Annotated in this window: 14 protein-coding genes and 1 tRNA gene; 4 read left to right on the top strand and 11 right to left on the bottom strand. The window is 44.3% G+C overall.

The window, feature by feature from the left end:
- Window positions 1-268 precede the first annotated feature (268 nt).
- The 10 genes from VC82_RS14705 to VC82_RS14660 all read right to left on the bottom strand — a co-directional run bounded on the left by VC82_RS14705 (window position 269) and on the right by VC82_RS14660 (window position 7662).
- The gene (locus tag VC82_RS14705) at window positions 269-1468 is read right to left on the bottom strand and encodes a TolB-like translocation protein (RefSeq protein ID WP_045803036.1); all 1200 of its coding nucleotides are present in this window, start codon (window positions 1466-1468) and stop codon (window positions 269-271) included.
- A 270-nt stretch (window positions 1469-1738) separates the two neighbouring features.
- Window positions 1739-2653: a DUF5777 family beta-barrel protein gene (locus VC82_RS14700; RefSeq protein WP_045803035.1), complete on the bottom strand. Its 915-nt coding sequence runs from the start codon at window positions 2651-2653 to the stop codon at window positions 1739-1741.
- A complete protein-coding gene (locus VC82_RS14695) occupies window positions 2643-3101 on the bottom strand; it encodes a YceI family protein (protein WP_245615922.1) in 459 nt (152 codons plus the stop codon). The genes VC82_RS14700 and VC82_RS14695 overlap by 11 nt, the downstream gene beginning before the upstream one ends.
- A gap of 91 nt (window positions 3102-3192) precedes the next feature.
- Window positions 3193-3576 carry an OB-fold protein gene (locus tag VC82_RS14690; RefSeq protein ID WP_045803034.1) on the bottom strand — a complete coding sequence of 128 codons (384 nt, stop codon included), beginning with the start codon at window positions 3574-3576 and terminating at the stop codon, window positions 3193-3195.
- Window positions 3577-3732: 156 nt separating this feature from the next.
- Window positions 3733-4929, bottom strand: coding sequence for a hypothetical protein (locus tag VC82_RS14685; protein WP_179944599.1), 1197 nt, complete (start codon window positions 4927-4929; stop codon window positions 3733-3735).
- Between the two features lie 142 nt (window positions 4930-5071).
- Window positions 5072-5425: a hypothetical protein gene (locus tag VC82_RS14680; protein ID WP_045803033.1), complete on the bottom strand. Its 354-nt coding sequence runs from the start codon at window positions 5423-5425 to the stop codon at window positions 5072-5074.
- A gap of 12 nt (window positions 5426-5437) precedes the next feature.
- Window positions 5438-6286: a DUF5777 family beta-barrel protein gene (locus VC82_RS14675; RefSeq protein ID WP_045803032.1), complete on the bottom strand. Its 849-nt coding sequence runs from the start codon at window positions 6284-6286 to the stop codon at window positions 5438-5440.
- A gap of 22 nt (window positions 6287-6308) precedes the next feature.
- On the bottom strand, window positions 6309-6701 hold the full coding sequence (locus VC82_RS14670; protein WP_045803031.1) for a hypothetical protein: 393 nt from the start codon (window positions 6699-6701) through the stop codon (window positions 6309-6311).
- A complete protein-coding gene (locus VC82_RS14665) occupies window positions 6698-7270 on the bottom strand; it encodes a YceI family protein (protein WP_245615920.1) in 573 nt (190 codons plus the stop codon). Before VC82_RS14665 ends, VC82_RS14670 begins: the two co-directional genes overlap by 4 nt.
- Before the next feature lie 26 nt (window positions 7271-7296).
- Window positions 7297-7662, bottom strand: a complete 366-nt coding sequence (locus tag VC82_RS14660) for a hypothetical protein (RefSeq protein WP_045803030.1) — start codon at window positions 7660-7662, stop codon at window positions 7297-7299.
- 280 nt (window positions 7663-7942) lie between these two features.
- Between VC82_RS14660 and VC82_RS14655 the strand changes: the two genes are divergently transcribed.
- On the top strand, window positions 7943-9052 hold the full coding sequence (locus VC82_RS14655) for a LytR/AlgR family response regulator transcription factor (RefSeq protein ID WP_045803494.1): 1110 nt from the start codon (window positions 7943-7945) through the stop codon (window positions 9050-9052).
- A gap of 67 nt (window positions 9053-9119) precedes the next feature.
- Entirely contained in the window at window positions 9120-10103 is a 984-nt protein-coding gene (locus VC82_RS14650) for a carbohydrate kinase family protein (RefSeq protein WP_045803029.1), read from the top strand.
- 112 nt (window positions 10104-10215) lie between these two features.
- On the opposite strand, the gene VC82_RS14645 is transcribed toward VC82_RS14650, so the two are convergent.
- Window positions 10216-10300, bottom strand: a tRNA-Ser gene (locus VC82_RS14645).
- A gap of 171 nt (window positions 10301-10471) precedes the next feature.
- Between VC82_RS14645 and VC82_RS14640 the strand changes: the two genes are divergently transcribed.
- Together VC82_RS14640 and VC82_RS14635 are read left to right on the top strand one after the other, a co-directional pair.
- On the top strand, window positions 10472-11224 hold the full coding sequence (locus tag VC82_RS14640; RefSeq protein WP_045803028.1) for a sulfite exporter TauE/SafE family protein: 753 nt from the start codon (window positions 10472-10474) through the stop codon (window positions 11222-11224).
- Between the two features lie 43 nt (window positions 11225-11267).
- Window positions 11268-12458 carry a DegT/DnrJ/EryC1/StrS family aminotransferase gene (locus tag VC82_RS14635; protein WP_045803027.1) on the top strand — a complete coding sequence of 397 codons (1191 nt, stop codon included), beginning with the start codon at window positions 11268-11270 and terminating at the stop codon, window positions 12456-12458.
- Window positions 12459-12579: the final 121 nt, after the last annotated feature.

Below are 12579 nucleotides of genomic sequence, written 5' to 3'. Positions count from 1 at the left end.
ATAGTTTGTCAAGAAAAATAAGAACATAAGAGAATATGGATGCTGCTGTAACATATGATAAACAAGGAAAGGACGCTAAAAAAAGCGTCCTTTCCTGTATTCAAAATCGGCCAGATTGAATAATACAACCCGTTTCCCTAAAAACATTGTTGCCAGTATTTTGGCTTTTGGCCAACGACTTATGAAAACTGTGGCAAATGTTTAAAACCAGATTTAACCCCTAGGATCTGACCGATTTATTCTGTCACAATACGAGCGTCAACTATAATTATTCGTTTTCAAAAACAGTATTTGAATATTCTATACTGGATTCATCGTTTAACATCTGTATCAACTTCGCATCACGGTTTGCCATTAAGGTATTGTCGGTGCGATCACCATATGATATGCTATGCTGTGCCACCCGATTGTCGTTACCACGGTTCGATACCACATACCCCAAGCCTTTCTCAGGTTGTAGCGCTATGGCAAAATCGTCACGGCTACTGTTGATGTGGCTACCCAAGTTGACCGAAGTGGTTAGACTGTTAAGGGTTACCTGAGAGGCATATAGATCAAGCCCGCCATAGCCTTCTCGACCTTCAGAGGCAAAGAACAAGAGGGTGCCGTTGAAAAGGGTGGGGTAGAGCTCATCTTTCTTTGTGTTGACCTTTGGCCCCAAGTTTTTGGCAATTCCAAAGCTTCCGTCTGGTTTGATGTCTGCCACGTAGATATCAAATTCTCCGTAGCTTCCGGGCATATCAGAGGCAAAGAACAACCGTTTTCCATCTTCAGATATGGTAGGGTGTTTTGCAGAAAAATATTCAGGGCACACCGTAACCTTTTGTATGTTCTTCCACTTTCCACCGATATTTTCGGCACGGTAGATCTCATGGATCAACTGCTTTTTAGAGAAGATACCGGTCAAAGGTTTTTTATAGACCGCCTTGCTGAAATAAGCAATGCGTCCATCTTTGGTAATGGCCATGGCAGGGGCATAGCCCTCGTTAGTTGGCAACAAACTCGATTGCCTTGGTTGGGTGGTGGCCAAGGTTGTTTGTGGCAGCACTTTTGGGGCAGCCAATTCTTTGTCAAACCTACCTTGCCCTGGCATATAATCGGCTTTTATGTAGGCGGTCCAATTTTTATCGCCCCCTTGCTTTGGGCTATTTCCCTGCAACTTTGCCAAAGCGTAGCTATAGCGTTCGCGATAGTTGTCGTTAAAGCTTTTGTGGTTGTTAAGTTGCAGTAATTTCTCGTACCAAAAGGCCGCTGCTTCGTAGTTTTCGGCCAAGAGGTTGGCATTGCCCAGGTCTTGAAAGATTTCTTCTTCAGAATAACCTTGCTGCAATAGGTCAAGATAATCACCGACCCTTTTATCGGTCTCAAGGTTGGTGGTATAATCATTTTGGTCTTGGGCACTTATACCATGGGTACAGACCAGCAATACAATAAAAAAAGTCAGTTTGTAGGTAATCGAACGTATCATAACTTAAGATTTAGGGCGTTAATAGATTACAAATATCCCCAACCATCTTGCTGCCATACTTATGAATTTTTCATAGGTTTTTCACTTTTATCGATAAATAATGCATTTTGTCGATTAAACTCCCAATAAAATCGTTGGAATTAGGCTTCCCACTTTGTTGTTTTAAGGAAGATTCTTGCGATGATGATAGATGTATTTATTTAAGGAGGGATAAAAAAAGGAGGGGACAAAAAATGGTGAGGCTACTTTTTAACATCAAAAGGTCTGCTTTTAGTGTTTGCCGTCAGTCACATTTTTCAACTTTCGTTTAAAATGGATGACGTAGGTCATGTTAAAACCGAAGTTCAGATTTGGATTTCTGAAGTTAAAGTTATGCCTTGTTCTGGTGATATAAGCATCTTCTACCATTCGCACTGCATTGGTGAGCATGAATTGTAACATGACATCGCCAATTTCCCAATTGACCCCCAAGGCAAAAGGTCCGTAGGTATCAAAAGATTTTATGGGGTTGGCAGTATAATAATATTCTGATACCACCGATACATGGTTGCCCAGTTTATACCGTCCCCCGAAGCCTATGGCAAAATGGTTCTGGGGGTCTTCATTTGAAAGCACGAGCCCTCTATGGACGAATGTAGGCACCATTTGCAGTGAGAAATTAGGGGTGATCTTTTTGCCAATGAGCATTTGTGACGTGAACGAGAGCCTATGGGAAAAATCGTCTTCAATGTTGGGTGATGCCAACGTTTCGCTAAAATAGCTCGTGCTTTGCAGCAGCGTGATACTTATCGGCGACCCCTTTTGGTCACTGCGCTGTTGAACCAACTTATATTTGACAAAACCATCGAAAAGGCCATCGAAAGTGGTACCGCCCACGCCGACCAAAAATTTATCGCTGATGCCATATTCGAGCGCAATACGGGTACTTAGCCGATCGGCGGCAAAGCTTTGGGTTCTTTCCTCCGGAGTGTTCCAGAAACGATTGGCCACAAAAATATCGAGCAATCCTTTTTTTCGGGTCTCAATGGAATGGCCAAAGGCAATTCTACTGAATTTGAACGTAGCTTGGGTATACTGTGGAATATCTTGCTGTTCGTCTTCAAGAATGTCCAAAAGATTTTGTGAGACCACCGTATGCGACATACCGGTCAATACCAAAAGTAATATTGTTGCTCTAGCCTTCATAGGGTTCATATTCAAATCGAAAATCCACAGAAATGTTTTTTGCAATGTTTCCCGCCAAAAGTGGTGGAATCTTGATATTGTAATCTTTGACATAGGCCTCAAAGGTACCTGACAGTGTGTACTTGCCCCCTAAGTTCTCTATTTTGGTTTTTATCTCCAGTTCTTTTGTAACCCCGTGCATAGAAAAAGTGCCCCTGACCATTCTAGTCTGGTCGCCCTCTATGGTGGGGTCAAAGTCGATGATCTTGCCTTCAAAGGTAGCTTTGGGATATATGTCGGACTCCACATAGCTTTCATTGAAATGCTCGCGCATTAGGGCCTTTTCGAATACAAATGCATTCATCAACATGCTTACTGCAATCTCATGGGTCGACAGATCGATGATGCTCAAAACCTGATTGTTCTCGGCTTTAATGTTCTCAACGGCAGTGTACGAGAAAAAAGCCACCCGCCCTTGTCGGGCGATTATTTTTTATTGCATTGGTGGCTGTCCGTAAAAAAGGAACAGAAAGATGATCGGTATCAGTTTATTCATTGGTTCATCTTTGGGAAATGACGCAATTCAAAAAAATGGCATCTTTCAAAAAACCTTTGAACACTCCTTTTAGCCTTATGGTGTCTTTCGGCCGGTAGTCTTTGAGGTCATCTGTTTGGTCGGCCTGCATATCACAAATTACACAGGCAGATTCTTCTGCACCGCCCTCCAAAAAAATGGTGATGCGGTTGTTCAAGCTGTTGATTTCTTTAATCACACCCTCTATCTCGACTATTTTCTCTGCTTCGAGAAAATGCTCATTTTCATTTTTGACGTGTGCAATAAGCGTCTCAGCATCCAGATATAGTTCTGGTTCGGCCTCCAAAATATTTATCTGCCTTGGATAGTAGTTGTTCCACAGCAAAAAAGAGCCAATCGCCAAAGCCATAGGAGCCAATACTATCGTAAATTTAGCTGATTTTTTCAACACTGAATCAATTGGTTACTGTACAACTGCCAACAGAGCCATCTGCTGACAATCGTTTAAAACCCGGGCCCAACAAATGGGCCCAGATTCAAAACTAACAAAACATAATCTTCTTTTTCAATCTGTTATCGTAAGGGTTCCGGTCATGGGACTATGGAACTCGCAGTTGTAGAACAAGGTGTCAGGCGCATCGTTCGGAACGGCGAACGTGATGGTCCCGGTTGATGCCCCATTATTGGTAACCCCATCATCATAGGCATTTTCTGCACCTACACTCTGAACTGATTTGATGATGAACGGATGGCCCGGAGTGTCAACGACAAATTCATAGGTCTCGCCTCTTTTTAAGGTCAAATCTGGATTCGCGGCATCTGTCAAGCCCTCGCCATTGAATATATAGGCAGTAGCGGCCTGATTGGTGACATTGTAGGTTTTGGCGCCCCCTCCCGCATCGGGTGCGACTTCTGTATTAGGGTTGACTATGGGCCATACCCCGGCAACAGGGAAGCCGACGCCGAAATTGTCGCCCCGCTGGGCATCTTGACCGAAATAATAAAGGGGCCAGCCTTTGTAAGTAAGCTGTTGCCTGCCGAAGACATCGATACTGTCAAAATCAGCTTTATCGAGAACACTGGGCACGTTTTGAAGTGCTTCCTCAAAAATAGGCCATACGCCGTTGTTCGAGAAGTCGTCTGCGGTAAAATTGTTCACCCCGTTGGTGTCGTTGACAAACCGATAGAGTGTGTTGCCCTCGGCATCGGTCATGTAAAAAGTCTGTTCGTCGCCTGGTTCGTAGGTGCTTGTCAAGTTGGTCTCATTGCCGTTCGAGTCCCTACCGACCAATTGCGCTTGGACCATCATCACCGTGTAGTCGGGCTTTGCAATGTACCAGACATCGCCCACACCGTCGCCGTTGGTGTTACCGGCAGCGGCATCATTGGCAAAGAGGTAGAGCGGCCAGCCCTTGTAGGTGGTCTGCATCTCTCCATCGCTTCGGGTTATGGTGCCGAAATCAGCGGCATCAAGCCCGCTGTCAAGGGTAAGGTCGTCCACATAGAAGACGGGCCAGTTGGTCAGGCAGCCATTGGTACAATTTGAATCGCCCTTGCTGTCCAACGAGAAGAAATAGAGCGAAAAACCATCTGAATCGGTCAAGATACTGCCCAATGTGGCATCATTGCCCAACCTAACGCCATTTTCAGCCAAAGGTGGCGAGTCATCATCGATTGGGCCAACATCTGTCGGGTTGCTGTCATCTCCGCTACAACCGAGCAGGGCCAAAAATGTCATGGATACTAAAAAGAACTTTTTCATTGTAATCTTTTTTAAGTTAATGTTATACCAATGCGATTTTCTCTCAAGCCTTTACGCGCCAAATATTCGAAAGAACGTGGATTGGATGCCAAAAGGGAATAAGCCGTGGCAAAAACCTGTGCACCCATTCTTTGAATACATCTCACGAGGCCTTTTTCAAAGCATCGTTCAGCTTCCTTTTTTGATGGTCATAGCCCAAAAGGTTTTTGTCAATGGTGGAGCCATTATGCCTATTCTTTATGCATGCACACAACTGATGCACATAATTTCCCCTTTCAATCTTATCGCCTTTTGGGGGATATTCCAACTCAGCTAGGGTATTCAATGCCACCGAAAGCTCGTTGGCCCTTATAAAATTGAAGGTGATCAGCGAATCTGACGAATAGGCACAAACATTGCTGATGTCTTTGATCTTTTGCAGCGCTCTTTTGATTTTGTTCGAGCATTTCGGGCAAAACGCGTTTTGCGCTTCGATTCTGGCGAGACTTGTTTTCATGGTTCTTAGTTTTTAGAATACACGTGATAGGTTGAATCCGAAGAAAACATCGCCATCTCCCCAATCGCCGGTGGCTTGGCCCAAAAAGGTGTTGACATTCATAGGCTGGGCATTGGTAAAGTGCAATTGAAAAACATGGCCGCCGGTTTCCAAATCAAAACCTATTGAAAGCGGATTCTTGAAAGGTGAATCGGAGGCACGGTTCAAGTGTAGCCCGTAATCGATGTTCAGCGACCATCGTTTGGTCAGCTTGTGCCGCCCACCGATGCCGATGGCAAATTGGGAGTTCTCTTGCTCATCGAGTTGCACAAGATTGTCGTGAAAATAGGTAGGGGCCACCTGGAGCGACAGGTTTTTGTTCAATTTTTTTGAGACCAGGGCCTGTGTCGAATAGCCCAACCTGTTCTCAAACGTTAGTCCGGGAAGGTTTTCTTTTTCAAGGGCCGTGTTGATCAATATACTGTTGAACAAGACGACCGTAAAGGGGGAGCCACCTTCTTTCTGTTGTATCAGCCGCAATTTTAACGAGGCCTCATAGATCTTTTGAAAAGAACTGCGCGAAACCCCTATATTGATCCCATCAGAAATTCCATATATAAAGTTAAGCCTTGTGACCGCTTGATCCAATCCGAAGAAATCATCGATACCTGTTTTTATAGAGCCGAAACGGTGCGATACCACAAAATATAGTTGTCTTTTCGACACCATCTTAGTGGATTCAAAGTTTACGATTTTCAACCCCTTAAAGGCGGCTCTTTCATAGTCGTTGATTGTGGTGTCGGTATCAATTTCGGCCAATAGGTCTTCTTGGGCCAGAACCAAAAACGGCAGCAAAAAGAACAGCATACTTAATTTTTTCATTTTAAAGTGTTTATGTTGAAAGTCATTTGGCCAATAATGTGGCCTGATCGATTTTGACCAGTTCAAGTAGGTCGTCGTAGCCTACACATCTTCCTTTGATTGAAATTTTGTTGTCAATTGCCAAATCTGCTGAAATGCCTTCAATGAAACTGACCTGGACGCGGTCGTCGATTACGATGGATTGTTGCTCGATAGCAGTCACCGTTCCATAGGTCATTACCACTTTATCAACATATTTTGATGCCTCGTTTTCATCGGCCAAGGCCAATTGCAATTCATGGGCAGAGAATTCAAAATCGACTTTTTCAGTGGCGATGTTTCGATGGTCTCTGTAGACATAGTTGTACAGGGTATCGGCCAAGACCGCTACTATTGCGATTACTGCCACGACCAAATATTGTTTTTTACGCGTCATTTTTTAACAAGTTTGAAATCGACCCTAACTGTTACTTGTTTGGCAATTTTGTTGCGAACAATCTTGGGGATGGTAATATTGAAATCCTCGGGGGATACGATAAAACTACCGGTCAAAGAGATGGTGTTTCCCACTTTCTGTCCTTTTAAATTAGCCGTCATCTCCTTTTGCTTGCCGTTCAGTTCAAGAATGCCCTCAACGGTCACATCAGTAATTTTTTCACTGAGCCCGTCAGGATTTGTGTTGATCAATTTACCTTTGAACGTTGCCTTCGGATAGGTGTCAGAATCTACATAGTTCTCGTTGAAATGTTCTTGCATCAGCGAATTCTTGAATCGAAAACCTTTGATCAGGGCCAAAGAGGCAATGTCGTTGGTCGTTTCATCAAAAATTGCTGTTACCGATTCGTTTTTGGCCTTCACCTCTTCAAAAAACTTTTCGGATGCTTCAAAGATTACCGTTCCGTTCTTATCGATATACCTGTCTTGTGCATGGGTATTGTATATGCAAAGGCCTGACAGTACAAACAATGCTGTGAACAATGCTCTCGGCGCTTTTTTCATCATCATACAACGAAATAATGGAAACTGGTGTGTTATTCCTCCAATGTTCCGTCTTCTATCCACTGCTCGAACAAATCGATAGTGCTCTGCGGCAGTCTGCCACTGGGAGGCATTGCCCCTGCTTCGCCTGTTTGCTTTCTCAAGGCCCTGAGCAATGAGCCATTGTCTGCCCGGGTCTTGACCTGTTCAAAAGTGGTCAGCGGAAAAGGAGCATTGTTTCTCGGGGGATCAGAATGGCAACCCAAACAGTTACCATTGATGATGGCCCTGATATTGGCATTAGAGGTGATGGGGCCATTTGGTTCTTCCATTTCCTCTAAGTCGCTTTCACTGTCACTTGAGCAGCCCATGGCAATCAAGGCCAATAACAACAGGATGGGTATTGAGTTTTTTTTCATGATTTTTCTTATTGGTTACACAATGGGTTATACTATGGCCCGAACTCGAATACTTTACCGGAAGTTTTCTGAAATCACTTATGCCATTCTAAAACAACCACTAATCATCGGTTTTTGAACACAAAACCTTTGCGAAAGGGAAGAATCGGCCTTTACGGGGAAATATGGCCGTTGAACGGAATATCGATTTGTTGGAGCTGCAAAAGGTGTCTTTTAGAACCACCTACAAAGCTTTTTGATGCAATTCAATTTGTATATTGAAAAAAATTGCACCCAACCAATGAGGAAAGACAAACTCTATTTTCTCACTTTTTTGTCAATAGCGGTCATTTACACCGTTATTGCCAGTGTTGCTCTTCACTATTTGATCAGGGCCAGTGCGCACGAGTTGCTCGAGGCACATTTACAGTTCAGCAAAAAAGAGGCCAAAACCTTTGGTACCCTGGTAAGCCACCAGTTGGCAAGCGGCATAGCCAAGGACTCTGCGGTAACACATATACAGAGAAGTTTGAAAGGAACCGATTTTGAAATGGGCTTTTTGAGCATGTATGACTGGTCGGGCAGGGTGGTCTGCCATCCTGATATAAATAAAGTTGGCCAACAGGCAAGCAACAATGCATCATTTGTTACTTCTGTGACCGATGATCTGAGTCCTGAAACGTTTTACGATTTGTTGGTTGAAAGACAAAAGAAACTGGAGAACAACGTTTCCGAAGGCATTGAACAAGTTTCTGAAGTGATACACCTGTACCCGGTACAAAACTCTGACTGGATCGTGGCCGCGCACGTAAACATTGGCAATATATCGTTGCAGTTGAGTGAAATCAGAAAACGTTTCTACACTATTTTTTTGGTCATGGGGCTGGTTGTGATACTCTCTTATGCAATAACCGTTAGATTGATTGGCAGTGCCTATGAGAAAAGACTCGAGCTCAAAAACCAAAAATTGGAAGATGAGGTCATCAACCTTTCAAAACTGAACAGGGCGGTAGGCGCCTATCAGCAAAAGGTCATTGAAAAGAAGCCTGCCTCAACAACCAAGAGCGCTGCCACCAAAAAGAGGATATTGACCTATGTCCGCAACGAACTGCTTCCCGTTCCTATTGAAGAGATAGCCCATATTTACACCGAAAACACCATAACCTATGTCGTTTGCTTCAATGAAAGGCGCTCGACCACCAACCTTAGTCTTGATGAATTGTTTTCAAACCTCGACAGCAGTTATTTTTTTAGGGCAAACAGGCAATTCATCATAGCCATTTCGGCGATTGACAAAATTGTAAGATATGGCAACAATCAATTAAAGATACTGGTGAACCCCAATTCAGAGGTAGATATCATTATAAGCAAAAACCGGGCGGCCGAATTTAAACAATGGCTAAATTTATAGTTGTTTTGAACCTTGTCGGCATTACCGATTTTTATTATCTTTTAAATTCAACAGAAACCAAATTCAAATGCCAAAATATAATGTAGCCGTACTGGGCCCGATACCTAGGGACCATATAACTACCCACCACGGAGAAGTTATTGAAAAATATGGCTGTGCCACGCACACCGCAATAGGTATTTCAAAACTCTTGGGCAATGAGGGTACCGTATATCTGGTTTCACATGTTCGCAAGAAAGACGAAGATGCCGTAAAGCAATTGTTGGCTCCATATTCGAATATAAACGTAGATCATATCACTTCCGATGCCGATCAAGGCGATGTTATAAAACTGCGGTTCGTTGACCAGAACAAACGGTTAGAGAAGCAAACCGGGTTTATGAACCCGATTGTTCCTGAAGATATAAAAGAACTCATGCATTGCGATGTATTTGTTTGTGTGCCCATTACCGACTACGAAGTACCCCTTGAAACCTTGAAATATATTAAGGAAAACAGCAATGGCAAGATAATTTTTGATGCCCATGGCCCCACTAACACCCTGACCATTACCGGTGATCGCCTAATTCGGTTTTGGGTTGATAGGGACCAATGGCTTCCATATATTGATGTGCTAAAAATGAACCTCGAAGAATCAATGTGCTGTTGGTTTGAAAAGGAATATGATGTGGAGGACTTGGGAGAATTTGAAACCCATACGACCGATCACCTGCCAAAACTGGCAGAACACGTACTCAATAAGGGAGTGGAATCACTTATTGTTACGTTGGATGCGGAAGGCGGGGCCGTATTCTTTAAGGAAGATGGCAACATTCGCCACGAAATGGTGAAATCGGTCAAAGTAGAACATGTGATAGACACCACAGGTTGCGGGGACTCTTTTGCGGGCGGACTTGGTTTCGGACTCCTCGAAGAACCCAACAACTACATTCGCGCCGCAAAATATGCCAATGCCCTGGGGGCCCTGCGAACCCAAGGAAGAACTTTCGAGGTTTTTAAATCTAAAAAGGAAACGGATCGACTGATTGTCGAAAACTACGGGGAAGTTTGAAAATAGGTGCCGAAAGGGATGAATGGCAACTCAGTCTTGACCTGCACATTCTTTTAGACATTGCCTCTTCCGGAAATCAAAAAAGCTTCACACCTGTGAAGCTTTTCTTTTGCGGAGGAAGAGGGATTCGAACCCCCGGAGGTGTGACCCTCAACAGTTTTCAAGACTGCCGCATTCGACCACTCTGCCATTCCTCCTAAAAACAAGAACCAACATAATGTAAATTGTGCGGGCCTGCCCGCCTTTGCTAAATTTAATGTTTGCAAAGGCGGGTGCAAATATACACAGGTTTTTGAAAATTGTAAATCTTGTTGAATTAATTTTTTGTCCGAAGGAACAATATTTGCCAACGCACTATCTTTGCGCCCATGACAGAATGGTGGCATTACCCTTTATTGGTGGTAGTTGGTTTTGTGGTGGGCTTCATCAACACCGTAGCTGGTGGGGCCTCTTTGATTTCATTGCCGACCCTCATCTTTTTGGGCCTGCCGCCTGCAGTGGCCAATGGTACCAACCGGTTGGCAATAGTGGTGCAGACGGCAATGGCCACTGCCGGTTTTAAAAGCAAGGGGGTTTCCAATTTTCCTTTCAACCTGTATTTGGGGTTTACCGCATTGTTGGGCGCCATTATTGGTGCCCAAATCGCAGTTGACATTAAGGGAGAGACTTTTAACCGTATTTTGGCCATTATCATGATTGTGGTGGTCTGCCTAATAGTATTCAAGCCCCGTATCAAAATTGATGAACTGGCTGAGCGCACCACCGGAAAATATCGATGGCTGAGTATGCTGGCCTTCTTTTTTATTGGTATCTATGGGGGTTTTATTAATGCGGGCATCGGATTTGTCATCATTCTATTTCTACACTATGTAAACCGTATGAACCTGGTCAAGGTCAATGCTACAAAGGTGTCTTTGGTGTTTATCTATACCTTGGCTGCTTTGACCGTTTTCATATTAAATGATAAGGTCGATTGGAAGATTGGTTTCATTCTTGCTGCCGGCAATGGCCTCGGGGCGTGGTTTTCAAGCCGTGTGTCGGTCAAGAGGGGAGATGGTTTCATCAAAACCTTTTTGGTCATTATGGTCATTGCCATGGCCATTAAACTATGGTTTTTTTAAAGCCGATAGAAGTTTGTATTTTCCCAAACCCTAAATGCACTATATGCCCGGATTTGAACTATTTGGAGAAACGGAAAAGAAACATATACAAGATGTAATGAACAGTGGTGTGTTGATGCGCTACGGGTTCGATGCCATGCGTCAGGGCCACTGGAAAACCAAAGAACTTGAAGAGGCCCTCTGCCAGCGCATGCATATTGGGTATGCCCATGTGGTCAGTAGTGGCACGGCCGCGTTGACCGTGGCCCTTGCCAGTGCCGGGGTGGGTGCGGGCGACGAGGTGATAATGCCCACGTTCACCTTTGTGGCGAGTTTTGAGTCGATTTTGGCGCTAGGGGCAGTTCCTGTTTTGGTCGATGTCGATGACACCTTGACCCTAGATCCCCAGGCCGTTGAAAACGCCGTCACGACCAAGACCAAAGTGGTCATGCCCGTACATATGTGCGGTTCCATGGCCGATTTGGATGCCTTGCAACATATCTGCAGAAAACACAGACTATTATTGTTGGAAGATGCTTGCCAGGCCATTGGCGGAAGCTACAAGGGCAAACCATTGGGAAGCATTGGTGATCTGGGCTGTTTTTCGTTCGACTATGTCAAAACCATCACTTGTGGCGAGGGCGGCGCCCTGATTACAAACAACAATGAGTATTACGAGAACGGCCATAAATATTCTGATCACGGGCATGACCATATCGGGAATGATAGGGGAGCTGAGGAACATCCGTTTTTAGGGTACAACTTCCGCATTTCTGAACTGAATGCCGCGGTGGGCTGCGCACAGATAAAACGCCTAGACGAATTTATTTCTATCCAAAAGAAAAACTACTCCATACTTCGGGAAGCCCTTTCACCGGTTGAAGACGTTACCTTTAGAAGGGTGCCCGAGGGCGGTGAGGAGAACTATTCGTTTCTCAACTTTTTTCTGCCAACCGAAGAGATGGCACGAAAAGCCCAAAAGGCACTATCCAATGCTGGGGTTGACGGCTGCTTTTATTGGTACGATAATAATTGGCATTACTATCGCAAATGGAAGCACTTGACCGAACACAAGTTTTTGGGCAAACTGCCAGAAGAAGTGCTTAACGGATTACAAAATTTCACCAAAACCGATTTCTCTCAATCGGACCATTGGGTGGGGCGAAATATATCGTGTTTGATTAAATTGGGGTGGTCTGAGGATGAGGTGCAACTACGTGCCCAAAAAATGGTTGAAGTGCTTAAAAGTCTATGAGTTTAAAGGTTGTTGTCCTGGAATCGTCGGGTAAAAAGTCTACAAGTACTATCGAAAGGGCTACGCGCAGTGCGGCCCTGGATTTTTGTTTGTCGTACCGAAGGTACGTAAAAAGCGAAAA

The sequence above is a fragment of the Flagellimonas lutaonensis genome, assembly GCF_000963865.1.
GTDB classification, from domain to species: Bacteria; Bacteroidota; Bacteroidia; order Flavobacteriales; family Flavobacteriaceae; genus Flagellimonas_A; species Flagellimonas_A lutaonensis.
The sequence above is the reverse complement of the archived record's forward strand: the minus strand, read 5'-3'. Positions and strand labels throughout refer to the sequence as shown.

What these genes read in the sequence shown, in the direction of transcription:
- VC82_RS14700 (WP_045803035.1), bottom strand. Translation starts at nt 2,653, where the DNA reads ATGAAGGCTAGAGCAACAATATTACTTTTGGTATTGACCGGTATGTCG.
- VC82_RS14640 (WP_045803028.1), top strand. Translation starts at nt 10,472, where the DNA reads ATGACAGAATGGTGGCATTACCCTTTATTGGTGGTAGTTGGTTTTGTG.
- VC82_RS14665 (WP_245615920.1), bottom strand. Translation starts at nt 7,270, where the DNA reads ATGATGATGAAAAAAGCGCCGAGAGCATTGTTCACAGCATTGTTTGTA.
- VC82_RS14650 (WP_045803029.1), top strand. Translation starts at nt 9,120, where the DNA reads ATGCCAAAATATAATGTAGCCGTACTGGGCCCGATACCTAGGGACCAT.
- VC82_RS14660 (WP_045803030.1), bottom strand. Translation starts at nt 7,662, where the DNA reads ATGAAAAAAAACTCAATACCCATCCTGTTGTTATTGGCCTTGATTGCC.
- VC82_RS14685 (WP_179944599.1), bottom strand. Translation starts at nt 4,929, where the DNA reads ATGAAAAAGTTCTTTTTAGTATCCATGACATTTTTGGCCCTGCTCGGT.
- VC82_RS14680 (WP_045803033.1), bottom strand. Translation starts at nt 5,425, where the DNA reads ATGAAAACAAGTCTCGCCAGAATCGAAGCGCAAAACGCGTTTTGCCCG.
- VC82_RS14635 (WP_045803027.1), top strand. Translation starts at nt 11,268, where the DNA reads ATGCCCGGATTTGAACTATTTGGAGAAACGGAAAAGAAACATATACAA.
- VC82_RS14675 (WP_045803032.1), bottom strand. Translation starts at nt 6,286, where the DNA reads ATGAAAAAATTAAGTATGCTGTTCTTTTTGCTGCCGTTTTTGGTTCTG.
- VC82_RS14690 (WP_045803034.1), bottom strand. Translation starts at nt 3,576, where the DNA reads ATGGCTTTGGCGATTGGCTCTTTTTTGCTGTGGAACAACTACTATCCA.
- VC82_RS14705 (WP_045803036.1), bottom strand. Translation starts at nt 1,468, where the DNA reads ATGATACGTTCGATTACCTACAAACTGACTTTTTTTATTGTATTGCTG.
- VC82_RS14670 (WP_045803031.1), bottom strand. Translation starts at nt 6,701, where the DNA reads ATGACGCGTAAAAAACAATATTTGGTCGTGGCAGTAATCGCAATAGTA.
- VC82_RS14655 (WP_045803494.1), top strand. Translation starts at nt 7,943, where the DNA reads ATGAGGAAAGACAAACTCTATTTTCTCACTTTTTTGTCAATAGCGGTC.